This is a genomic window from Nitrosomonas oligotropha, assembly GCF_009833085.1.
GTDB lineage: Bacteria > Pseudomonadota > Gammaproteobacteria > Burkholderiales > Nitrosomonadaceae > Nitrosomonas > Nitrosomonas oligotropha.
Genome location: NZ_QRBZ01000028.1, coordinates 1 through 21,675, shown reverse-complemented (window position 1 = coordinate 21,675; position 21,675 = coordinate 1). Strand labels below are relative to the sequence as shown.

24 protein-coding genes and 1 tRNA gene are annotated in these 21,675 nt (G+C 47.9%); 5 read left to right on the top strand and 20 right to left on the bottom strand.

What is annotated here, in order from left to right; all coding sequences use genetic code 11:
- Positions 1 to 37: 37 nt before the first annotated feature.
- The 7 genes from hprK to lptC all read right to left on the bottom strand — a co-directional run bounded on the left by hprK (position 38) and on the right by lptC (position 5,207).
- Complete coding sequence (hprK, locus tag ABD07_RS09450; RefSeq protein WP_160818077.1) at positions 38 to 991, bottom strand: HPr(Ser) kinase/phosphatase; 954 nt, start codon at positions 989 to 991, stop codon at positions 38 to 40.
- A complete protein-coding gene (locus ABD07_RS09445) occupies positions 978 to 1,445 on the bottom strand; it encodes a PTS sugar transporter subunit IIA (protein WP_160818076.1) in 468 nt (155 codons plus the stop codon). Before ABD07_RS09445 ends, hprK begins: the two co-directional genes overlap by 14 nt.
- A 71-nt stretch (positions 1,446 to 1,516) precedes the next feature.
- Positions 1,517 to 1,843: a ribosome hibernation-promoting factor, HPF/YfiA family gene (gene hpf, locus ABD07_RS09440; protein WP_108698713.1), complete on the bottom strand. Its 327-nt coding sequence runs from the start codon at positions 1,841 to 1,843 to the stop codon at positions 1,517 to 1,519.
- Positions 1,844 to 1,862: 19 nt separating this feature from the next.
- Entirely contained in the window at positions 1,863 to 3,314 is a 1,452-nt protein-coding gene (locus ABD07_RS09435; protein ID WP_160818075.1) for an RNA polymerase factor sigma-54, read from the bottom strand.
- Positions 3,315 to 3,368: 54 nt separating this feature from the next.
- Positions 3,369 to 4,091: an LPS export ABC transporter ATP-binding protein gene (lptB, locus tag ABD07_RS09430; RefSeq protein WP_108698715.1), complete on the bottom strand. Its 723-nt coding sequence runs from the start codon at positions 4,089 to 4,091 to the stop codon at positions 3,369 to 3,371.
- A 34-nt stretch (positions 4,092 to 4,125) separates the two neighbouring features.
- Positions 4,126 to 4,659, bottom strand: a complete 534-nt coding sequence (gene lptA, locus ABD07_RS09425; RefSeq protein ID WP_108698716.1) for a lipopolysaccharide transport periplasmic protein LptA — start codon at positions 4,657 to 4,659, stop codon at positions 4,126 to 4,128.
- An 11-nt stretch (positions 4,660 to 4,670) separates the two neighbouring features.
- Positions 4,671 to 5,207 carry an LPS export ABC transporter periplasmic protein LptC gene (gene lptC / locus ABD07_RS09420; RefSeq protein ID WP_240142501.1) on the bottom strand — a complete coding sequence of 179 codons (537 nt, stop codon included), beginning with the start codon at positions 5,205 to 5,207 and terminating at the stop codon, positions 4,671 to 4,673.
- 242 nt (positions 5,208 to 5,449) lie between these two features.
- Here lptC and nadA point away from each other — a divergent pair, with 242 nt between their 5' ends.
- The 5 genes from nadA to smbP all read left to right on the top strand — a co-directional run bounded on the left by nadA (position 5,450) and on the right by smbP (position 10,157).
- Complete coding sequence (gene nadA / locus ABD07_RS09415) at positions 5,450 to 6,547, top strand: quinolinate synthase NadA (protein ID WP_160818073.1); 1,098 nt, start codon at positions 5,450 to 5,452, stop codon at positions 6,545 to 6,547.
- Positions 6,548 to 6,671: 124 nt separating this feature from the next.
- Positions 6,672 to 7,844 (top strand): cardiolipin synthase ClsB, encoded by a 1,173-nt coding sequence (clsB, locus tag ABD07_RS09410; RefSeq protein ID WP_160818072.1) that lies wholly within the window; start codon positions 6,672 to 6,674, stop codon positions 7,842 to 7,844.
- A 69-nt stretch (positions 7,845 to 7,913) separates the two neighbouring features.
- Entirely contained in the window at positions 7,914 to 8,936 is a 1,023-nt protein-coding gene (locus ABD07_RS09405; protein ID WP_160818071.1) for an L-threonylcarbamoyladenylate synthase, read from the top strand.
- 24 nt (positions 8,937 to 8,960) lie between these two features.
- A complete protein-coding gene (locus ABD07_RS09400) occupies positions 8,961 to 9,731 on the top strand; it encodes an HAD family hydrolase (protein ID WP_160818070.1) in 771 nt (256 codons plus the stop codon).
- 72 nt (positions 9,732 to 9,803) lie between these two features.
- Positions 9,804 to 10,157, top strand: coding sequence for a small metal-binding protein SmbP (gene smbP / locus ABD07_RS09395; protein ID WP_160818069.1), 354 nt, complete (start codon positions 9,804 to 9,806; stop codon positions 10,155 to 10,157).
- An 84-nt stretch (positions 10,158 to 10,241) separates the two neighbouring features.
- On the opposite strand, the gene ABD07_RS09390 is transcribed toward smbP, so the two are convergent.
- From ABD07_RS09390 to ABD07_RS09330, 13 genes are all read right to left on the bottom strand, one after another.
- On the bottom strand, positions 10,242 to 11,309 hold the full coding sequence (locus tag ABD07_RS09390) for a peptidoglycan DD-metalloendopeptidase family protein (RefSeq protein WP_160818068.1): 1,068 nt from the start codon (positions 11,307 to 11,309) through the stop codon (positions 10,242 to 10,244).
- A 16-nt stretch (positions 11,310 to 11,325) separates the two neighbouring features.
- A complete protein-coding gene (locus ABD07_RS09385; RefSeq protein WP_160818067.1) occupies positions 11,326 to 11,988 on the bottom strand; it encodes a protein-L-isoaspartate(D-aspartate) O-methyltransferase in 663 nt (220 codons plus the stop codon).
- 45 nt (positions 11,989 to 12,033) lie between these two features.
- Positions 12,034 to 12,777: a 5'/3'-nucleotidase SurE gene (surE, locus tag ABD07_RS09380; protein WP_108698725.1), complete on the bottom strand. Its 744-nt coding sequence runs from the start codon at positions 12,775 to 12,777 to the stop codon at positions 12,034 to 12,036.
- A gap of 94 nt (positions 12,778 to 12,871) precedes the next feature.
- Positions 12,872 to 12,948: transfer RNA gene (locus ABD07_RS09375), tRNA-Pro, on the bottom strand.
- Positions 12,949 to 13,019: 71 nt separating this feature from the next.
- Complete coding sequence (locus ABD07_RS09370) at positions 13,020 to 13,400, bottom strand: MerR family transcriptional regulator (RefSeq protein WP_108698726.1); 381 nt, start codon at positions 13,398 to 13,400, stop codon at positions 13,020 to 13,022.
- Positions 13,378 to 13,686, bottom strand: a complete 309-nt coding sequence (locus tag ABD07_RS09365) for an integration host factor subunit alpha (RefSeq protein ID WP_090321981.1) — start codon at positions 13,684 to 13,686, stop codon at positions 13,378 to 13,380. The genes ABD07_RS09370 and ABD07_RS09365 overlap by 23 nt, the downstream gene beginning before the upstream one ends.
- A gap of 186 nt (positions 13,687 to 13,872) precedes the next feature.
- Positions 13,873 to 16,239: a phenylalanine--tRNA ligase subunit beta gene (gene pheT, locus ABD07_RS09360; protein ID WP_160818066.1), complete on the bottom strand. Its 2,367-nt coding sequence runs from the start codon at positions 16,237 to 16,239 to the stop codon at positions 13,873 to 13,875.
- 42 nt (positions 16,240 to 16,281) lie between these two features.
- Positions 16,282 to 17,301 (bottom strand): phenylalanine--tRNA ligase subunit alpha, encoded by a 1,020-nt coding sequence (gene pheS, locus ABD07_RS09355; protein WP_160818065.1) that lies wholly within the window; start codon positions 17,299 to 17,301, stop codon positions 16,282 to 16,284.
- Positions 17,302 to 17,412: 111 nt separating this feature from the next.
- Positions 17,413 to 17,772, bottom strand: coding sequence for a 50S ribosomal protein L20 (gene rplT / locus ABD07_RS09350; protein ID WP_108698729.1), 360 nt, complete (start codon positions 17,770 to 17,772; stop codon positions 17,413 to 17,415).
- Positions 17,773 to 17,784: 12 nt separating this feature from the next.
- A complete protein-coding gene (gene rpmI / locus ABD07_RS09345; RefSeq protein ID WP_090321993.1) occupies positions 17,785 to 17,982 on the bottom strand; it encodes a 50S ribosomal protein L35 in 198 nt (65 codons plus the stop codon).
- A gap of 84 nt (positions 17,983 to 18,066) precedes the next feature.
- A complete protein-coding gene (gene infC, locus ABD07_RS09340) occupies positions 18,067 to 18,621 on the bottom strand; it encodes a translation initiation factor IF-3 (RefSeq protein WP_181258008.1) in 555 nt (184 codons plus the stop codon).
- A 51-nt stretch (positions 18,622 to 18,672) separates the two neighbouring features.
- A complete protein-coding gene (thrS, locus tag ABD07_RS09335) occupies positions 18,673 to 20,580 on the bottom strand; it encodes a threonine--tRNA ligase (RefSeq protein ID WP_160818064.1) in 1,908 nt (635 codons plus the stop codon).
- Between the two features lie 92 nt (positions 20,581 to 20,672).
- Positions 20,673 to 21,428 (bottom strand): hypothetical protein, encoded by a 756-nt coding sequence (locus ABD07_RS09330; RefSeq protein ID WP_160818063.1) that lies wholly within the window; start codon positions 21,426 to 21,428, stop codon positions 20,673 to 20,675.
- Positions 21,429 to 21,675: the final 247 nt, after the last annotated feature.

Below are 21,675 nucleotides of genomic sequence, written 5' to 3'. Positions count from 1 at the left end.
AGAAAAATAAATGCGCCAGAATCAATCCGCGCCGGGATTAATTCTTATCGGTTAATTCGTTATTCATCTCACGTTCATGGCGCTCAATGAATTCCTTCGTGCCATCGATGCCGCGCAATTGCAACACATAGTTCCGTACCGCCGCTTCCACCAGAACGGCCAGATTACGGCCAGCCGCGACGGGAATAACGACCTTGCGGATATCGACACTCATAATATTCTCGGTCAGATCGCTGATCGGCAGGCGCTCCAGCTGGCCTGAGCTGGATCCGCCGCTATTTTGCAAATGCACGATCAATTTCATGTTTTTGCGGCGCCGCACCGCCGTTTCACCGAAAATAGTGCGGATGTTCAGCATACCCAGACCGCGCACTTCCAGATAATCCCGCAGCATCGGCGGACAGCGGCCTTCCAATGTTTCCGGTGCGATACGCCGTAATTCCACCACATCATCCGCGACCAGACCATGGCCGCGGCTGATCAATTCCAGCGCCAATTCGCTTTTACCGACCCCGCTTTCGCCGGTGATCATCACGCCCATGCCGAGCACATCCAGAAGCACGCCATGCAAGCTGCACGACGGCGCCAGGGCGGTACTCAGATAGGTGCGGATCAGCCAGATCACTTCCAGACCGGGAAAAGGCGAATGCAGCAAGGGAATATTGTTTGCACTCGCCATATTAAAGATCGGCAATGGTACTTCGGCATTGTCCGCGACAATGATGCAGGCCAGATTAATCTGCGTGAGCTGATTGATTTTTTTCTCCAGCGAAGCGGCTTCCAGCTTGTTCAGATAATGAATCTCATCGCTGCTGATGACTTGAATCCAGTCGGGATGGATGAAATTCAAATGACCGATCATACCCTGACCCGATTGCGCGATTTCCTCATCGCTGAGCTCAATCGCGGCGCCGGCCTGACCGGTGATCCAGGTCAGTTTGAGTTTGTCTTTTTTATCCTCGAAAAGCTGTGCAATACTAATTCGCGACATTGGGTTCCCAGTCGGTAATGAGCTTGTGGATTCCGGCGGCATCCTTGCAATTCAGGATGCTCTCACGAAACTGCTTATCACTGAACATTTGCGCCAGCTCGCTTAGAATCTGCAAATGCTTGTCAGTGGCTTTTTCCGGAACCAGCAAAATACAGGCAATATTGACGGGCTGGCCATCCGGCGCGTCAAATGGTATCGCTTCCTTCATAGTCACCAGCGCAGCGATCGCTTCGCGCAATCCCTTGATCCGGCCATGCGGGATGGCAACACCTTGCCCTAATCCGGTTGAACCGAGTTTTTCACGCGCAAACAGGCTATCGAAAACCTGGCTGCGCGCAATTTGATTCGTATTTTCAAACAACAATCCGGCTTGTTCAAAGACACGTTTTTTGCTGCTGACATCCAGATCGACAATGACATTCGTCAATGGCAGCAATTGCGAAATTTGATTCATGGAAAATGGAATACTTTCTTCTAAATGATAATGCCGCAGATCATGCTGAAACCGCATGATGCCGCAGCATCTTATTGTTCAAGATCTTGATCTTTCAATGCGCCATGATTGCGCCGCTCAAGATTTTTTTCCTTGTGCTTGAGGATTTGCCGGTCCAGTTTGTCGACCAGGCTGTCGATCGATGCGTACATATCTTCGCTGTCGGTTTCGACAAAAATATCTTTACCGCGTATATGAACGTTAGCCTCGGCCTTCTGTTTCAGCTTTTCAACCGAGAGAATGACGCTGACGTCAATGACATGATCAAAATGACGGGTAATTTTACTGATCTTTGAAGTGACATAGTCACGCATAGCGTCCGTAATTTCGACATGGTTACCGGTAAGTTTAAGGTTCATTATCCTTCCTCTAATCTGATTAAAATGATTTGCGAAGATTAGCTGCCGGAATCTGTAACGATTCGCGATACTTCGCAATGGTTCGACGCGCAACAACAATACCCTGTTGCTCAAGAATACTTGAAATTTTATTATCGCTCAGCGGCTTCCTTGGATTTTCTTCCTGCACCAATTGTTTGATCAACGCACGAATCGCCGTGGCTGAACAAGCGCCGCCCGAATCCGTGGCAACATGGCTGCCAAAAAAATATTTGAGCTCAAAAATACCCCGCGGAGTATACATAAATTTTTGCGTCGTTACCCGTGATACTGTGGACTCATGCAGGCCCAAAGTTTCCGCAATCTCGCGCAGCACCAGCGGGCGCATCGCAATTGCACCGTGTTCAAAAAATTGCTGCTGCCGCTCCACGATGGCATTGGCTACTTTCAGAATGGTACTGAAGCGTTGTTGTATATTTTTTATTAACCATTTGGCCTCATTCAACTGACCGACTAATTGACGCGCGGAATGATGCTCCTGTTTGAGTATGTTAGCATAGAGATGGTTTATATTCAGGCGCGGAATCGCATTCGCATTAAGATGCGCCACCCATACCCCGCCTCTTTTCGTCACCGTAATATCGGGCACAATGTAGCGTTCGTTGTGAGAACAAAATTGCGCGCCCGGCTTAGGGTTCAAACTGGTAATCAGTTTGTTGACAGCACGCAGGCTTTCATCGTTACAAGCCAGCAGTTTTTTTATTTGACCGAAATCATGAGAAGCCAGAATGTCCAGATAATCCCGCACCACCTTGATCGCTTGGTCACGATGATCGGTGCTATCGGGCATCGCTTGTAGCTGCAATAACAGGCATTCCTGCAAATTGCGCGCGCCCACGCCCACGGGATCGAAATGCTGCAAACGTTGCAGCGCACACTGTAAATCATCGGAGCCGATGTTCAATTCCACGGGCAGCAGAGTCATCAACTCGTTTAAGTCCTGTAACAGATAACCATCATCGTCCAGACTGTCGATCAGCAGACCGATGATTATTTTTTCCCGCTCGGAAATCTGACTCAGGCAGGTTTGAAAATTCAAGTGTTCCCGCAAACTTAACGGCTTGTCAGGTATCTGCGGTCCATCCAGATCATCATCTTCAGGAGCAGCATAAGAGACCGCACTTTCCTGCTGCCACTCCGGATCGTGCTCAAAATCCTCTTCCTGCTCCGCTTTGACTTCGGCCGATTCGGCTTCTGCTGAGACATCATCGGAATCTGCTGATCCGGAAGCGGTTTCCGGGTGATCGGATGAGACGACCGCTGGCGGGGCGTTCCACTCTTCCCCCAGTTCCAGCAATGGGTTCTCTTGCACCATTCGCTCAATTTCTTGATTCAATTCAACGGTGGATAACTGCAACAGCCGGATAGATTGCTGCAATTGGGGAGTCAGTCTGAGTTGCTGCGATACCTTTAATTGGAGTGTCGGCTTCATAATCCTGAGAAAACAATAATCGCCAATCGATTCAGTTGCAGTCCACCCGGAATGCTATAGCCGGAAGTGTTCCCCCAAATAGACTTCTCTAACTTTTTCATTATTGATGATCTCTTCAGGTTTACCTTGGGCCAGCACGTGGCCTTCGCTGATGATATAAGCCCTGTCACAGATTCCTAAAGTCTCGCGCACATTATGATCGGTAATGAGAACACCGATCCCCCTTTCCTTTAGAAAGGAGATCACTTTCTGAATATCGATGACAGCTATCGGATCAACGCCGGCAAACGGTTCATCCAACAGAATAAACCGCGGCTGAGACGCCAATGCACGCGCTATTTCAACACGGCGGCGTTCACCTCCGGACAGACTGATTGCGGCATTATCGCGCAAATGACTGATGTGCAAATCGTGTAATAAGTCATCTAAATACCGCTGTTTCGTGTCTTCATCGAAAGGCTGCAATTCCAGGATCGCCAGAATATTTTCTTCAACGGTCAAACGCCGGAAAATGGAGGCTTCTTGCGGCAGGTAACTTAATCCAAGTTTTGCGCGCTGGTGAATCGCCATCTGACCTAAATCCTGATCGTTCAGATAAATTCCGCCGCCATCCAGCGGCACCAAGCCGACAATCATATAAAAGCAGGTCGTTTTACCGGCGCCATTGGGACCCAGTAAGCCGATCACCTCACCGCTGCCCAGTGAAAAAGACACATCCTGCACAACCGTGCGTGATTTATAGCGTTTCTTTAAATTACTCGCTCTTAACTCACTCATTTTATGAGATTCATTCCACTCTTTAATCGGAGATTTATTCTTCGGGTTTATTTTTAGGCTGGATGGTGATACGCACTCGCTTATCGGGGCCGCTTTCAACACCGCGCTCTTTGCTGCCGACAACCTTGAAAAACTCAGTGGTCATGTCATAGGAAATATAGTCGCCCTGCACTTCATCGGAGCCACGCTTCAGCCGCGCTTGCCGGAACAATTCGATTTTGTCCGCTTTACTATCGTATTCCGCCCGTTCGCTCCATCCCTCGACGTACTCATTCATACGATCGCGCTTTTGCCGGAAACTCACCAAGTCTCCCGTTGCGGTGGCATGCCGGAATCCTTGCGGATCCTCCTTCATCACCACTTTATTGGCCAATATGCGCATCGTTCCTTGCGTCAGCACGACATTTCCGGTGAATGTGCTGATCCGGCTGCCCTCCTTACGATTCACATCCTCCACCGTGGCATGATCCGCTTCCAGATGGATCGGTTTCTCACGATCGGCCCGCTCAGCCGCGGCCGGTTGGATAAAAAATAAACTAGCAAAACCAATAACGGACAGTATCTTCATATTTTATTCAATTACTTTTTATTGACAGCCTTCACATTGGAGAGGAGCTGCATCATCCCGGTGCGGTTATTGAACTCCAGTCCATTCGCATTGACCGTGGTTTTAAATCTTGAAATGGTTACGGCCTGATCCGACTTAATCAAGCTTTCGTCCGGAATAAGATGCAAGAAATTAGTCGCTAAAGTAATCTTGCTTTTATCATCATCCGCTCCTCTGATGGCCATCACATCTCCGGTTAAATAAATATCCTTACCTTTACTGATTATGACCGCCCGATCCGCAAACAAACGCATCAGCGGCTTTTCCGGCTCGGTGTTGATAAAATTGATTTGCTCCAGTTCCGTAACCTTATCATCGAGATAATGAAATAATTTTTGCGCGGTGAATTTACGCTGAATCGCATGCTCGTATTCCATCCGGATGCCGGATAAATTCTCCGCAATATAATCCGGATTGCGATATAAATCATCATCCTTCATTTGTTCCGGCGGCCGGGTCAGACGATCCAGCCAAAAGGTCAAAAAGATCAACAAGACCACGAGGATCAAAGGAGATCTGATATGTAGGCGAGCGCTCATCTGGAAATTTATTCGTTTTTTAATCGCGGTAATGTAGAACTGGCCGGATACTGCCGCTTAAAATTTTCACTTTTATGAATTATAACAGAACACTAATTCTCATTTTATGAATCGATCCCGGCTGTGGTCCTTTAAATTTCAGCTTGAATCTATATCTTAAAGTAGAGTAATGTGCATCATTCAATCAACAAATTGGGAAGAACAGGATCGCAATGCATCAAGAAGCCTTTGAATTTGAACAGTATGATCAACTGCAGGATGAAATATGCGCACAACGCATCGTCAGCGCCAAAAAAGCGCTGGGAAAGCGCGCCGTCATTCTGGCTCATCATTATCAACGCGCCGATGTATACCGGCACGCGGACTTGACCGGTGATTCCTTAAAGCTTTCCCATCTTGCCGCGCAAACGGACGCGGATTATTTGGTGTTCTGCGGCGTGCATTTTATGGCGGAAGTTGCGGATATGCTTTCCAGTCCGGCGCAAATCGCAATTCTGCCCGATATGGCGGCCGGCTGTTCCATGGCCGACATGGCCAATCTCGCCAATGTCGAGCGCGCCTGGCGCGAGCTTGCGGAAATACTGAATCCCGATGAAGCGATCACCCCCGTGACCTACATCAATTCCGCCGCCGACCTGAAAGCGTTCTGCGGAGAACATGAAGGCATCGTCTGCACTTCCAGCAATGCCGGTAAAGTTCTACAATGGTCGTTCAAACAACGCGAAAAAGTGCTGTTTTTCCCTGACCAGCATCTGGGCCGCTGGAGCGGGCATCAATTAGGCATTCCGTTAGATGAAATGGTGGTATGGAATTTTGACGAACCGATGGGCGGATTGACGCCCGAACAAATCAAGAAAGCCAAAATCCTGTTGTGGAAAGGCCATTGCTCGGTGCATCAAATGTTCCAGCCGCAGCATATTATCCGTTTCCGCAATCAGCACCCCGACGGTATTGTGATCTCGCACCCGGAATGCAGCTTTGAAGTGTGCAAGGCATCGGACTATGTCGGTTCGACGGAATACATCATCAAAACCATCGCAGCCGCGAAAAGCGGCACACGCTGGCTGGTTGGTACGGAATTGAATCTGGTCAGCCGGATCGCCGAGGAATTCAAAGCACAGGATAAAATCGTCCAATTCATGTCGCCGATGGTGTGTATGTGCTCGACCATGGCTCGGATCGATCCTCAGCATTTGGCCTGGGCACTGGAAAATCTGGTTAACGGCAATGCGGTCAATCAGATCAAAGTGCCTGAACATGAGGCCAAACTGGCAAAAGTGGCATTGGATAGAATGCTGAGCATCTCGTAATCGCACAGCATCAATCCGTGTCTGGAAATCCGCCAACCATTTGCCGCAACATGCCGGAACATTTCCACCGGCTGATTGATCTCGCACTCACGCCTATCGCACCGGTACAGCGCTTGTTTTCTCCATGAGAAATTTTCACTTTGTTGAGAACAATCACATCACTTTACTGCACAATGGCGCGGAGTATTTCCCGGAATTAGAAGCCGCAATCGACAAAGCGCACACTGAAATCCACCTGGAAACGTATATTTTTGAATACGACGCAATTGGCAGAAAAATCGCCGATGCTTTAAAACGTGCGGCTCAGCGTGGTGTAGCGGTGTTTTTGCTGCTCGATGGCTTCGGCTCGCAGGATTTCCCCCGGGAAGAAATACAGCGGATGCTGCAAGCGGGCATCAAAGTGCTCATATTCCGGCCGGAATTCATTTTCTCAAAGCCGCGCCGCTACCGGTTGCGCCGCATGCACCGCAAATTAGCCATCATTGATGCGCAAATCGCTTTCATCGGCGGAATCAATATCATCGACGACGAACATAACCCGGAAAATCTGACTCCGCGTTTCGATTATGCCGTCATTATCCGCGGCCCGTTACTGGTGCAAATTCATAAAGCTGCGCGGCATTTATGGCTGATCGTCGCCTGGGCGCATTTTAAAAAGCGCTGGGTGCACCCTGCCGCGATTAAACCATCCGGTGAACCATGCGGAAATCAAAAAGCCGCATTGCTGATACGCGATAATTGGCGGCATCGTCACGATATCGAGCATGCTTATTTGGATGCCATTAATCAGGCACAAAGCGAGATTATTATCGCCAATGCCTATTTTCTGCCGGGAAGAAAGTTCAGCAACGCGCTGAAAAATGCCGCACGGCGCGGTGTGCACGTCGAACTTTTACTGCAAGGTAAAATCGAATACCGCTTGCAGCATCATGCCACCCAGGCCCTGTACGAAAATCTCTTGGGAGCGGGAATTAAAATTTATGAATATAATCGCAGTTATTTGCACGCAAAAGTAGCGGTCATTGATCAGCATTGGGCCACAGTCGGCTCTTCCAATATCGATCCATTTAGTTTGCTGCTTGCGCGCGAGGCCAATGTCGTCATTGAAGATCACGAATTTGCCGCTACCTTAAGAACCAGTTTAAAGACGGCCATTGCGCAACAATCGATCCCTGTAACTGCGGCCAGCGAAAGTATTTTTTCATGGCGCAACTACATCGTGAATTGGCTGAGCTTTCATATCGTGCGAATGATGCAAGGCATATTGGGATATGACTGGCATGACAATACACCGTGATTCATTTCGCCGTACGATGGCACCTTGGCATGATCGCTTTGCCTTAACCGAGAATCGAAAGTTACGACAATGGAACCAACGCTATCCACACCGCAGTCCGGGTTGACCGCGGAGCAACAACAGCAAATTACTGCCGCAGCGGGGATATTATGCGCGGGCGGAACGGTTGCGTTTCCTACTGAAACCGTCTACGGTCTGGGTGCCGATGCCACCAATCCTTCCGCTATCCACAGGATATACCGGATAAAACAACGCCCCGCCGATCATCCGCTGATTGTCCACATCGGCGCTATTGCCCATTTGCATTATTGGGCGCAAGCAATACCCGAATCCGCCTGGAAGCTGGCGCAGCGCTTCTGGCCCGGGCCTTTGACACTCATCCTGCAGCGCAACCGGCGCATACCCGATTGCGTTACGGGGGGACAAGATACTGTCGGACTGCGCATACCGGCGCATCCCATCGCGTTGGCTCTACTGCAAGCATTAGGTCCTGAGAAAGCATTGGCCGCGCCTTCGGCCAACCGGTTCGGGCGCATCAGTCCGACCACAGCCGCGCACGTGCAGCAAGAATTAGGTTCGGAAGTCGATATGATCCTGGACGGCGGTGCGTGCGCAGTCGGTCTGGAAAGCACCATCATCAGTTTTCACGATGACTTACCGCAAATACTCAGGCCGGGAGGAATTGCGCTATCCGCGCTTGAAACTGTGCTGGCAGGTCCGGTTCTGCTGGCGCACAATGGCCAGCAAACCATCCGCACTTCCGGATCCTTACCCGCGCACTATGCCCCGGCAACGCCCTTGAGAATTTACCCCGCGGAGCAACTATGGCAACGTGCGCTGGCGCTGGCGGAACAAGATTTGCGCATACTGGTCATAACTTGGTCGCACAGCGCTCAGTCACGGCCCGCCTTGAGTCAATCCATCGAACAATTCGCCATGCCGTCCGATCCTGTGGCGTATGGTCAGCAACTGTATGCCAGATTAAGGCAGTTTGACCGGGCAGCATTTGATTATCTGCTCGTTGAGGCGCCGCCGGATCATCCGGGATGGTTAGCCGTCACGGATCGCCTACAACGCGCCAGCTATCACTGATTCAACTCTTACCATGATTAAAAAATGAATACAAATAATAAATTACAAGCTGTACTATTCGATGTTGACGGCACGCTTGCCGACACGGAGCAGGATGGTCATCGTCTGGCTTTCAATGCCGCCTTCAAACAATTCCACCTCGACTGGAATTGGGATATCGATCTTTATGGTGAGTTACTGCAAATTACCGGTGGCAAGGAGCGGATCCGCTATTTCATGGAGAGATACGCACCCGCCGGGCTCGACAAAAGTAATCTGACCGAATGGATAGCCAGTTTGCACAAGACCAAAACCAAGCACTTCGAGTCGTTGATGGAAACCGGCAATATCCCGTTACGCCCCGGTGTCGCCCGGCTGATTCACGAGCTGCGGCGGGAAAAAGTAAAGCTTGCGATCGCAACCACGACGACAATGGAAAATGTCACCGCGCTGCTTAAATCGACGCTGGGTGAAGAATCGATCGGCTGGTTTGATGTGATCGGCGCCGGCGATATCGTGCCGTTTAAAAAACCGGCGCCGGATATTTACCACTGGGTGCTCGATCAACTCAAACTAACCGCGCCGCAATGCATCGCTATAGAAGACTCGGAAAACGGTTTGAAATCAGCGCGGGCGGCAAATCTTTCCACCCTCATTACGGTCAGCGGTTATACCCGTTCACAAGATTTTAGCGGCGCGGCGACTGTTCTGTCCGATCTGGGCGAACCATCCCAGCCATTCACGCACATGGGCGGTATCACGCTTGAACGGGGATGGGTCGATTATAAAACACTCAATAGCCTGATCAGCCTTTAGTATCCCGGCTGCACAAATTGATCACTGTTGAGCATTGGCAACCTTTTCTTAACCAGCACGGAGGGTATTAGTATGAAACTCAGGAAAACCATAGCGATTACTGTAACCGGCGCTTTGTTTTACTTCGGTTCACCAGCCATTGCAGCGGACGCGCACCAGCATGCAACGGAAGCGATAAAACACGCGGAGGATGCGCAGATTCACGGCAAAGCGGGACATAGCAAAGCATTGCTGGATCACGCGCAAGAAAGCCTCACCCATGCCAAAGCCGCGGAAAAAGAGTCTGCTGGGGCACATCAACACATAACCGAATCGATCAAACATTTAGAAGAAGCGATCGCGCATGCGAAACAAGATCATGCGGAGGAAGCGACCAAACATACTGCCGAAGCGTTGAAACACCTGCGGCATTCTGTTGCTGAATAAAAAACAGCTGAGATAAAAAAGCGCATAACTCTAAAGGGTTATGCGCTTTTTTGTTATTCTGTCGAGCCGGTTTACTACCGGCTATTACGATTGGTTAGGTAAATATTGTAACGGATCAACCGGTTTGCCATGTTTACGGATTTCAAAATGGAGCTGAATCGTATCCGTATCGGTATTCCCCATTTCCGCGATTTTCTGTCCTTTCACCACGGCTTCACCTTCTTTGACCAGCAACTTACTGTTGTGCGCATAAGCACTGAGGAATGTATTGTCATGCTTGATAATGATCAGATTTCCATAGCCGCGCAGGCCATGACCGCTATAAACCACTTCGCCCGCCGCGGAAGCAAGCACCGGTTGCCCGGCTTGACCGGATATTTTCACTCCTTTGGAATTCTTGGAAAACGAAGATAATAATTTTCCTGTCGTCGGCCAGATCCAATCGGCAACCGAACTGCCCGCTTTATCGGACAGGGATGATTCAGGTTGAGGAGCGGCTTCAATTTTGGTATTTTTTTCCGCTACTGCGAGTGCAGGCGGTATTGCGGGCGAAGGGTTATTGGCCGGATATTGTAATCGCGCTACATTCTGCTCTGAAAAAGGCAGTTTAAGCGCTTTAGGACTGGTTTTTACCTTGCCGCTACTGACTGCGGGACTGCTTTCGGGCGGAACCGGAACAGCCCGGTCAACTGGGTTTTGCGCCGGTTCGAGCGTTACTGTTTCCGGTTGCTGTGGTAAGGCGAATAATGCCGGTTGCGAGCTTTTTGCCGGTATCGACAAATAAATTTTCTGCCCTGGTTTGATCGACTTCGGATCGGTAATATTATTCAATTCCGTTAATTTCTTGAAATCCACACCATGATTAAGCGCGATTCCGTATAGCGTATCGCCTTTCTGCACCGTATAGACTTGATTATCGGTATTGTTCGATTCGACCGGCTTTACAGGTTGCACCGCATCGCTTTTTGCGCGATCGACTACCTGGACGGGAGGCTGTGTCGTACTACACCCAATCAACAGAAGACTGGCGCCGCACAACAAATAAAAATCGCTAATGGGTAACTTTGACCGCTTCGGTAAAGAAAATATCGTAACCATATACTTGCAGATATCAATAGTGTTGATCAATTTGATCGTTGCATGATTTGCCATTTTATACCTCGCGCCGCTATTTTTTTATGACTCCTGCCAGTAAAGGTACAAAATTCACTTCTTCCAATACCGTTTCGGCAAAACCTTGCGAATTCCGTTCAACAATACATAAATGCTGCTTTTGGGTTCCCTTCGGGAAAACCATCCTGCCGCCGATTTCCAGTTGTTCCAGTAACGAAAGCGGCACATGCGTCGTCACTGCCGTCATGATAATACCATCAAAAGGCCCCGCTTCCGCAAGCCCAAGCAAACCATCCGCATGTTTTAAATAGATATTCCGGATCTGCAATTCTTGCAACCGGATACGCGTGCGTGTCAGCAACGGCCCGACCCGTTCTATCGAAAAAACTTTTTGTGCAATCTGCGCCAGCACGGCAGTCTGATAACCACAGCCGGTGCCAATTTCCAATACTTTGCCTAAATTTGAATTGGCGCGTAAAAGTTCGCTCATGCGCGCTACGATCCAAGGACTGGATATCGTCTGTCCGTAATTTATGGGTAAGGCAACATCTTCATACGCCCGGCTTGCCAAGGCTTCTTCAACGAAAATATGACGCGGAATGGTACTCATCGCGGATAAAACCACCTCATCCGCGATTCCCTGTGCGCGCAAACGTTCAATCATGCGCATGCGCGTACGCTGCGAGGTCATACCTATTCCAGAATGACGAACATTCACCAATCAGTACCTATAAAATTTCAACTCTCTCGACATAACAAGCCCCTAATTATTCAGCCAGCTTGTTATCAGATCCAGCTGATCATAACGGGTGAGATCTATCTGTAACGGCGTTACCGAAACCCGATGATGCTGAACAGCATAAAAATCCGTACCTTTCCCAGCGTCCTGCGCCGGACCTGCCGCGCCCACCCAATATACGGTTTCACCACGGGGATTTTGCGATTTAATGACGGGTTCCGCTTTGTGCCGCCGCCCCAAGCGGGTCACTTCGATTCCTTGCAATTGCTGATATTCGATATCCGGCACATTAATATTCAACAAAACGGGACTCTGAATTTCATTTTTTTTGAAACGCTCCACCATATCAACCGCAACACGTGCGGCGGCGGCATAGTTTCCCCTGGACGCATCGACCAGCGATACAGCCAATGAAGGAATCCCCAGTAAAAAACCTTCCGTGGCCGCAGCAACAGTGCCCGAATAAATCGTATCGTCACCCATGTTAGCGCCTTTATTGATCCCGGAAACAATCATGTCCGGCATAATGTCGAGCATGCCAGTGACTGCCAAATGAACACAGTCTGTCGGTGTGCCATTGACATAATAAAAACCGCTATGGGATTTACGCAGACTTAATGGACGATCCAGTGTCAGAGAATTACTGGAACCGCTTCGATCTCTTTCGGGTGCAACGACTATGATTTCTGCAATTTGTGAGAGTGATTCAGCAAGGCAGGCTAGACCGGGCGCAAAATATCCATCATCGTTACTGAGCAATATGCGCATTTTTATGTGGTTATGAAAATCACTGGATAATCAAACGAACATTCGTGCACAGTAAACTCAGCATCTATCATATTTAAGTCGAAGTCCAATCAAGTGGTCGGGGCGAGAGGATTTGAACCTCCGACCACTTGCACCCCATGCAAGTACGCTACCAGGCTGCGCTACGCCCCGAGCGGGCAATTATAGCAAACAATACACGTGAACTTTAGAAACTCTTACTGAGAAAATACACTTAGTATCACTCACGAACGCAATTGCGACACAATACTTTGAATTTCACGCCGGATATAACTTAAATCACCCATTGAAGGCTGCGGACTGGCAGTAATGTCTTCCAGTGGAATCAATTCGCTTTCAGTGTGTTCCAAACGGTTACGCGCGCCGCTGATTGTAAATCCTTGGTCGTACAGCAACTCTTTAATGCGCCGTATGAGCAATACTTCTTGATGCTGATAATAGCGGCGATTGCCACGGCGCTTTACGGGCTTTAACTGCGCAAATTCCTGTTCCCAATAGCGCAACACATGCGGTTTGACACCGCAAAGAACGCCCACTTCCCCGATAGTAAAATATCGTTTGGCAGGGATCGGCAGTGGTGTACTACTTACTTTTTTGTTTTCCATGATAATTTTTCTCAACCAAAGCTTTTAACTTCTGGCTTGCATGAAATGTGACGACACGACGGGCAGTAATCGGAATTTCTTCCCCTGTTTTTGGATTCCTTCCCGGACGCTGAGGTTTTGCACGTAATTGAAAATTACCGAATCCGGAAAGTTTTACTCCCTCACCATTTTGTAAAGCCGTACGTACTTCTTCATAAAAAGACTCGACCATATCCTTGGCCTCACGTTTATTAAGCCCTACATTTTCAAACAATAAATCTGCTAATTCAGCTTTTGTTAATGCCATACTTCACTCCAGTTAGTTATTAATTTTATAGCTATTAATTCATCTATATTAGAATTATTAAGCAGTAACACTTTTACTTTAAATAAAAAGAGATTAATAACTTATCTCATACAATCAGTTCTTGCGGAATCAATCCTAAACAATCAATACCGAATAAAATATCGCCGCGCAGGCGATAGAAATGCATCAATTGCGCAATGTAGCGGAAAATTTATTCTTCAATATTTCCACTATGCTTGCCACCGCAGAGTCAGCCTCTTCATCGGTCAATGTTTTCTCAGTATCTTGTAACAACACTCGGAATGCAAGACTTTTTTTGCTGTCTTCCATCCCCTTCCCGCGATAAATATCGAATAACGAAATGTCCGATACTATCGCCGGTTTTCCGGTATTTATGGCATCGAGCAGGGAATGCACACTCACATCATTATCGACGATAATTGCAATATCGCGCCGTACGGGCGGAAATTTAGAAATTTCTTTAACCGCTGGTAGCGCCTTAGGCATCAAACGGCCTGACTCCATCTCAAATAGCACGGTGTTTCTTTGTAATCCATATTGCTTCTGCCAGCGCGGATGCAATTCACCCAGCCATCCAATCGGCTGATCGTCCACCAAGATTTGCGCGGATTTCCCTGGATGCAATGCCGGATGAGAAAATTTTCTAAAATAGAGTGCCTTACCTTGGCACAAAGCTTCTATATCTGCTTTAACATCATAAAAATCGACACCTCTTGCCGGTATTCCCCACTGCTCCGGCGCTATATCGCCATAGCTCAATCCGGCAAGCTTTTCCACTTGTTTACAGTCGCTTTGATCATCCCTGATAAAACAACAACCGATCTCGAACAAACGCACTCTGGCTTGCTTCCGGTTCAAATTAAACTGCAAATTGGAAATCAAACCGCCTATCAAGCTACTCCGCATGACGCTCATTTGACTTGCAATCGGATTCTGTAACGCGATCGGCCTGCTGTTATTGACCAAGTCACGTTCCCAATCGGCATCGACGAAAGCATAATTAATCACCTCCTGATAATCGCGTGCTGTTAACGACCGTTTTATATCTATCGTGGCATATTTTGTTTCGGATGCCGGAAGCATCGCCATTCCACCATGCGGAAAATACACCGGAATCCGGTCATAACCATAAATCCGCGCCAGCTCCTCTATAAAATCCTCTTCAATTGCCAGATCGAAACGATAACTTGGCGGTGTCACATTAAAGACATCTTCGTTGGTCAAGAATTCAAACCGTAAGCGGTTAAAATAATCAATGACTTGCTGCTTGCCGATATCGATACCCAATACCCGTTTGATTCGCTCTACACGGACATAGACAGGCGGCCGTTGCGGCAGTTCATGCCTGATCTCAGTCACCGGCCCCGCCTTACCGCCACAAATCGCTTGTATCAGATGAGTTGCATATTCCAGCACATCTTTCGTGGCTGCAAAATCCACGCCACGCTCAAACCGATAAGCCGAATCCGAACTGAATCCCAATTGAAAAGATTTACCGCTGATCGTGTCCGGGCTAAAAAACGCGCTTTCCAGAAAAATATCCGTCGTGCCCTGGGTTACTCCGCTGTCCAGCCCGCCCATGATACCAGCCAGTGCCAGCGGCTTTTGTTCGTCGGCAATTAACAACATTCTGGCATCAAGGTCAATTTGATTACCATTCAGTAATTGCATTTTCTCATCCCGGCCTGCATACCGGACTTGGATGTTTCCCTTAATTTTCGCGAGATCAAAGGCATGCATAGGCTGTCCGGTTTCCAGCAATACATAGTTGGTAATATCGACGATGGGATTGATCGACCGCAATCCGCTGCGTTCCAGACGCTGAGTCAGCCATAATGGCGTCGGCGCATTGAGATCGATATCCCGCATAATCCGGCCGCAGTATAACGGGCACGCGCTGGAGGCTGTGACCTGCACAGCCAGGGTATCGCTTATTTCTCCCGAAACAGGTTTTTTCTCCTGCAACGAGAGTCCAGCGGATGTTATTGCCGCAACCTCGCGCGCCACGCCCAATACACCGAGACAATCCGCCCTGTTTGGTGTCAACTTCAAGGTAAAGACATGGTCATCAAGTTCATAATAACGGCGGAAATCCATGCCCACCGGCGCATCACCGGGAAGCAATAACAGTCCATCCGCAGCATCGCTGATGCCCAATTCCCTGGCCGAACATAACATACCGGCCGATTCGATACCGCGCAGCTTTGATTTTTTGATGGTAAAACCCGGCAAAGTTGCACCAATCAGTGCGCACGGGACTTTTACACCCGTGCTGACATTGGGTGCGCCGCACACAATTTGCAATACATCTTCCTCGGCTTTTCCAGTTTTGACTTTACACACTTTGAGCCGGTCGGCTTCCGGGTGCTTTTCGACGGCCAGCACTTCGGCCACAATAACCTTATCAAAGGTGGCCGCTACCGGTTCAATGCTCTCCACCTCGATGCCGGCCATCGTCAGTGCATGCGCAAGCTCGTCACTGGAAAGCGGTGGATTAACAAAACTGCGTAGCCAATTCTCGGAAAATTTCATAAAATTCAGTTGTTATTAACGATGATGAGAAATCAATCAGATTCAATTGAATTGTTTGAGAAAGCGCAAATCATTTTCAAAAAACAGCCGCAAATCATTTACACCGTATCTGAGCATTGTCAATCGCTCGACTCCCATGCCAAAGGCGAACCCAGTATATTGCTCGCTATCAATGGCTACATGTTTTAGTACATTGGGGTGAACCATTCCGCATCCCAGCACTTCCAGCCAGCCGGTATGACTGCAAACACGGCATCCTTTTCCATTGCACATAACGCAACCTATGTCCATCTCCGCCGAAGGCTCGGTAAATGGAAAAAAAGACGGACGGAAGCGCACGGGCAAATCATCTCGCTCAAAAAATTGCGCCATGAAATTTGCCAGAATACCTTTCAAGGCGGAAAAATTGGCATTCTCATCAATCCATAAACCTTCCACCTGGTGAAACATGGGGGTATGCGTCACATCAGAATCGCACCGGTAAACACGTCCGGGCGCGATCACTTTAATCGGCGGTTTGTTATTCTGCATGTAATGGATCTGTACTGGCGACGTATGCGTGCGCAGCAAATTGCCATTATCAATATAGAACGTGTCGTGCATTGCCCTTGCAGGATGATTTTCAGGGATATTCAGTGCGGTGAAATTATAGAAATCGGTTTCTATTTCCGGCCCCGAAACCACATCAAATCCGATCGAATGGAATAATGTTTCAATCCTCTGCAACGTTTTTGTCACCGGATGCAAACCACTGACTCCGCACCCTCTTCCCGGCAAGGTAATATCCAGAGCCTCTTCGGTTAATTTAGCTTCCAGTTCTTTTTCCTGAATTGCATGACGGCGGGATTTAAGTGTCGCTTCCAGCCGGTTCTTTGCTTCATTGATCTGGCTTCCCATTGCGGGACGTTCTTCAGCAGGCAGTTTACCCAGCCCTTTGAGTAACTCAGTCAGCACACCGCTTTTACCGAGATAACGCGCTTTAACATTTTCCAGCTCGGCAGGGTCTTCGATGTTATCCATCTGACTTATTGCTTCAGTGATAATTTCTTCCAGGTTTTTCATGTCAACAAGCGCATTAAGATTAAATAACAACCACCCTATCGTTCCACTTCACAAGAAAAAGGGAGGTTCAGGCTTTACCCGACCTCCCAATATCTATCGGTTTACATCCAATTATGGAGTAAGGCTCGCTTTTGCTTGTGCTGCAATTTTCTCAAAAGCGCTTTTATCGAATACAGCCAGGTCAGCCAGGACTTTCCGGTCGACTGCAATACTTGCTTTCTTAAGACCATTCATAAATACGCTGTATGACAAACCGCATTCACGGGCAGCCGCATTGATACGCGCAATCCATAATGCACGGAACTGTCTTTTACGTTGACGGCGGTCCCGGTAAGCATACTGGCCTGCCTTCATGACCGCTTGTTTGGCTATACGATAAACATTCTTACGACGTCCGCGATAACCTTTGGCTAAGTCTAAGATTTTCTTATGCCGCGCATGAGCGGTTACACCACGTTTAACTCTTGGCATTATCCTCTCCCTTTATGCGTACGGCATCATAGCGCGAACCGATGCTTCATTCGTGGCATGCACAGCAGCAGTACCTCGCAGTTGACGCTTATTTTTGGTTGTTTTCTTAGTCAGGATGTGGCGTTTAAAAGCTTGTGAGCGTTTGACACTCCCGCTCGCCCTAAACTTGAAGCGTTTTGCCGCTCCACTTTTAGTTTTCATTTTAGGCATAAATACTCCTCTTTGATATGAAACCAGGTGCTCTCATGCTTGAGAAACTTTACCAACCTGGAGATCACTTATGATGACACTTAACTACTCTACTGCGGATGAATCTTCCGCTGATACTTTTGCTTTATCGGCTTTGGTATCTTTCTTTTTGGGAGACAACACCATTACCATTTGCCGTCCTTCCATCTTAGGAAATTGCTCCACTATTGCAGACGCTTCCAGATCACCTTTGACACGTTCCAGCAGACGCATACCGAATTCCTGATGCGCCATTTCACGTCCGCGGAACCGCAATGTCACTTTAACTTTATCTCCTTCGTTCAAGAAGTTGATTAAGTTTCTAAGTTTTATATTGTAATCCCCTTCATCCGTATTCGGTCTGAATTTAATTTCTTTAATCTGAACTTGCTTTTGCTTGATTTTCGCATCGTGCTTCTTTTTACTTTCTTGATAACGAAACTTACCATAATCCATTAAGCGGCACACCGGCGGCTGCGCAGTGGGCGCTATTTCAACCAGATCGACCCCCGCTTCTTCCGCCAAGGCATTTGCTTCAGCAAGTGTCACAATACCGATCTGCTCCGCATTCACACCAATCAAACGAACTTCTTGCACATCGATTTCTTGATTGATGCGCACTGATTTTTCCTGAGCTATGGTAAATTCTCCAAGAGTAATTTATAAAGAAATTTATACTTTTGCAGATAGTTCTTCATTAAGACGCGCAACCAGTGTTTCTAGCGTCATCTGACCCAAATTATCACCTGCGCGGTTGCGCACTGCTACTGTATTCGTGCGCACCTCTTCATCCCCGACTATAATTTGATAGGGAAGCTTCTGCAAGCTATGCTCGCGGATTTTATAGGTTATCTTCTCATTTCTCAAGTCCAAGGTGACTCTAACGCCATGCCGCTCCAATTGTGCAGCTACTTCCTGAGCATAATCGGTTTGCGCACGGGAGATATTAAGCACGACAACCTGTTCGGGTGAAAGCCACAGAGGTAATGCACCCGCGTAATTTTCCAATAAGATGCCGATAAATCTTTCCATAGACCCCAGAATGGCCCTGTGCAGCATTACAGGTATCTGCCGGGAATTATCTTCCGCGACATATTCTGCACCCAAGCGATCCGGCATGGAAAAATCCAGTTGCAGTGTACCGCATTGCCAAATGCGTCCTATACAATCTTTTAACGAAAACTCAATTTTCGGACCGTAAAAAGCACCTTCGCCAGGCTGTAGCTCCCATTCGAGCTTCGCTTCAGTTAATGCCGCTTCCAGCGCTGCTTCCGATTTATCCCACTGCGCTTCCGATCCGACACGTTTCTGCGGCCGGGTTGAAAGTTTAACCATCAACCCCTTAAAGCCAAAATCGGCATAAACACCCTTCAGCAGATCGATAAACCTTACCACTTCATCTTGTATCTGATCTTCCGTGCAAAAAATATGCGCGTCGTCTTGAGTAAACGAACGCACTCGCATAATCCCGTGCAGCGCTCCTGATGCCTCATTGCGATGACAGGAACCAAATTCCGCCAGTCGCACCGGAAGTTCTCGATAGCTCCGCAAGCCTTGATTGAATATTTGCACATGACCGGGGCAATTCATCGGCTTGATAGCAAAATCGCGCTCGTCCGCATGAGTAGTAAACATATTCTCGCGAAAGTTTTCCCAATGACCTGATCGCACCCACAAATCCTTATCCAAAATTTGCGGCGTGCGAATTTCCTGATAGCCATTTTGCTTCAGTATATTTCGCATATATTGTTCAATCTGCTGCCACAACAGCCAACCTTTGGGGTGCCAGAACACCATACCAGGCGCTTCATCTTGCGTATGAAACAAATCAAGCTGTTTACCGATTTTGCGATGATCCCTCTTTTCCGCCTCTTCCAAGCGATGCAAGTAATCTTTCTGATCATCCTTATTGGTCCACGCGGTTCCATAAATGCGTTGCAGCATTTCATTATTGGAATCGCCACGCCAGTACGCACCGGCGACTTTCATCAGCTTAAATACTTTTATTTTTGATGTGGCCGGAACATGCGGTCCTCGGCACAAATCGGTAAAATTACCTTGGGAATAGAGTGACAGATCTTCATTGCCCGGTATCGATTCAATGATTTGCGCTTTGTAGTGCTCGCCCTGATCCTTGAAAAAATTGACCGCATCCGTGCGTTCCAGCACCTTCCGTTCTATCTTTAAATCGCGCTTGCTGATTTCCAGCATGCGTTTCTCGATGGCCAGCAGATCTTCCGGTGTAAATGGCCGTTTATAGGAAAAATCATAATAAAATCCATCCGCAATCACGGGACCAATAGTAACTTGTGCGTCAGGAAATAGTTCTTTTACCGCGTGCGCGAGTAAATGCGCGCATGAGTGCCGGATAATCTCCAGTCCCTCAGCATCTTTCTCCGTGATAATTGCTAGCTCACTATCATCTTTAATCTGACTATAAACATCGACCAGCTTTCCATTAACTTTTCCAGCAATAGCCGCTCGCGCAAGCCCCGGCCCAATGGATGAAGCCACGTCTAATATCGTTACTGGCTGATCAAAAATACGCTCAGATCCATCAGGTAAACGCACAACAGTCACAGAAATTCCTTCCAAGTAATCAGATAATTTATTAAGTATCGGGTCTTAATTGCTGCCATTCAAATCACTCAAAGTTTTTTTGGAGTAGCAAGCTATTTAATAACTGATGTTTTATACCAGCTATTCATTTTTTGCAATCCGTTTAGAATTTTTGGTGAAAAACCGATTGCTACCGCATCCACTAAACAATACCAGGCAGCGACACCGCTAGGTGGATTTCCTTGTGTCCAATTAAAAACCGGCTCTATGGATGCCCACTTCCATGTACCGGCTGCTGTTCCCACAATTTCGAGCCAGGTGCAAATGAAAAAAGCACCCAGATATACCATCGGCGATCGTCCTTTGAAAAGACAGATAACAAAAATACAAAACAAAAACGCACCAACCTGATCACCTTGCTCAGGAATACCGCTGATTCCCCACAACGACCATAGACCACCAGCTACGATTACAAAAACCGCCAACTTCTTGGCATTAATCAGGAAAAATCTCGAGCGTGAAAGGGCAACCGCTGTCAAATAAACCATGCCATGTCCGGGCGGCACGTAAAGCGGCACATTTCCAAACCGATAGGTGTAGCCTTCCATATAAATCGATGCAAAGTGTTCTCCGGCCGTTGCAAACGCCACAGCAACGACAACCTGCATTCTTACTTCTTTGTTCTCGCCGATCAGCAGTCCAAACAGAAAAATCCAGGCGATCACACCCAGCAAACTCTGCATTTCCTTACTTGCGCCACCGTCAATCACCAGACTGACTCCAACACAGAAGAAAGTAAAACCCGCAATAAAATAATCCCTATTCCGATGCGGATAATCAATATTTGGTTTTGGAAAATGATTCAACATCTTTTTAAAAAACCTTACTGTAATAAAAAGCCCGCCATAGGCGGGCTACTGAATTTCTATAAATATTACAGCATTTGCTTATACTTACCAATATATTATCTGCAAACGCTCTGATATGTCCTGCATATTTTATATTTACTTCAACGAAGCGTGAAGATAATTACTCTTCATCCTCATCTTCATCATCAGTCTGGGCTTCCGTGCTGCCAGCTGAACCGCCAGCAGATCCTTCACCCTCGTCTTCTTC

Bases quoted from the DNA above. Each gene is read 5' to 3' on its own strand.
- hprK (WP_160818077.1), bottom strand. From the start codon at position 991: ATGTCGCGAATTAGTATTGCACAGCTTTTCGAGGATAAAAAAGACAAA.
- ABD07_RS09445 (WP_160818076.1), bottom strand. From the start codon at position 1,445: ATGAATCAAATTTCGCAATTGCTGCCATTGACGAATGTCATTGTCGAT.
- hpf (WP_108698713.1), bottom strand. From the start codon at position 1,843: ATGAACCTTAAACTTACCGGTAACCATGTCGAAATTACGGACGCTATG.
- ABD07_RS09435 (WP_160818075.1), bottom strand. From the start codon at position 3,314: ATGAAGCCGACACTCCAATTAAAGGTATCGCAGCAACTCAGACTGACT.
- lptB (WP_108698715.1), bottom strand. From the start codon at position 4,091: ATGAGTGAGTTAAGAGCGAGTAATTTAAAGAAACGCTATAAATCACGC.
- lptA (WP_108698716.1), bottom strand. From the start codon at position 4,659: ATGAAGATACTGTCCGTTATTGGTTTTGCTAGTTTATTTTTTATCCAA.
- nadA (WP_160818073.1), top strand. From the start codon at position 5,450: ATGCATCAAGAAGCCTTTGAATTTGAACAGTATGATCAACTGCAGGAT.
- clsB (WP_160818072.1), top strand. From the start codon at position 6,672: ATGAGAAATTTTCACTTTGTTGAGAACAATCACATCACTTTACTGCAC.
- ABD07_RS09405 (WP_160818071.1), top strand. From the start codon at position 7,914: ATGGAACCAACGCTATCCACACCGCAGTCCGGGTTGACCGCGGAGCAA.
- ABD07_RS09400 (WP_160818070.1), top strand. From the start codon at position 8,961: ATGAATACAAATAATAAATTACAAGCTGTACTATTCGATGTTGACGGC.
- smbP (WP_160818069.1), top strand. From the start codon at position 9,804: ATGAAACTCAGGAAAACCATAGCGATTACTGTAACCGGCGCTTTGTTT.
- ABD07_RS09390 (WP_160818068.1), bottom strand. From the start codon at position 11,309: ATGGCAAATCATGCAACGATCAAATTGATCAACACTATTGATATCTGC.
- surE (WP_108698725.1), bottom strand. From the start codon at position 12,777: ATGCGCATATTGCTCAGTAACGATGATGGATATTTTGCGCCCGGTCTA.
- ABD07_RS09370 (WP_108698726.1), bottom strand. From the start codon at position 13,400: ATGGAAAACAAAAAAGTAAGTAGTACACCACTGCCGATCCCTGCCAAA.
- ABD07_RS09365 (WP_090321981.1), bottom strand. From the start codon at position 13,686: ATGGCATTAACAAAAGCTGAATTAGCAGATTTATTGTTTGAAAATGTA.
- pheT (WP_160818066.1), bottom strand. From the start codon at position 16,239: ATGAAATTTTCCGAGAATTGGCTACGCAGTTTTGTTAATCCACCGCTT.
- pheS (WP_160818065.1), bottom strand. From the start codon at position 17,301: ATGAAAAACCTGGAAGAAATTATCACTGAAGCAATAAGTCAGATGGAT.
- rplT (WP_108698729.1), bottom strand. From the start codon at position 17,772: ATGCCAAGAGTTAAACGTGGTGTAACCGCTCATGCGCGGCATAAGAAA.
- rpmI (WP_090321993.1), bottom strand. From the start codon at position 17,982: ATGCCTAAAATGAAAACTAAAAGTGGAGCGGCAAAACGCTTCAAGTTT.
- ABD07_RS09330 (WP_160818063.1), bottom strand. From the start codon at position 21,428: ATGTTGAATCATTTTCCAAAACCAAATATTGATTATCCGCATCGGAAT.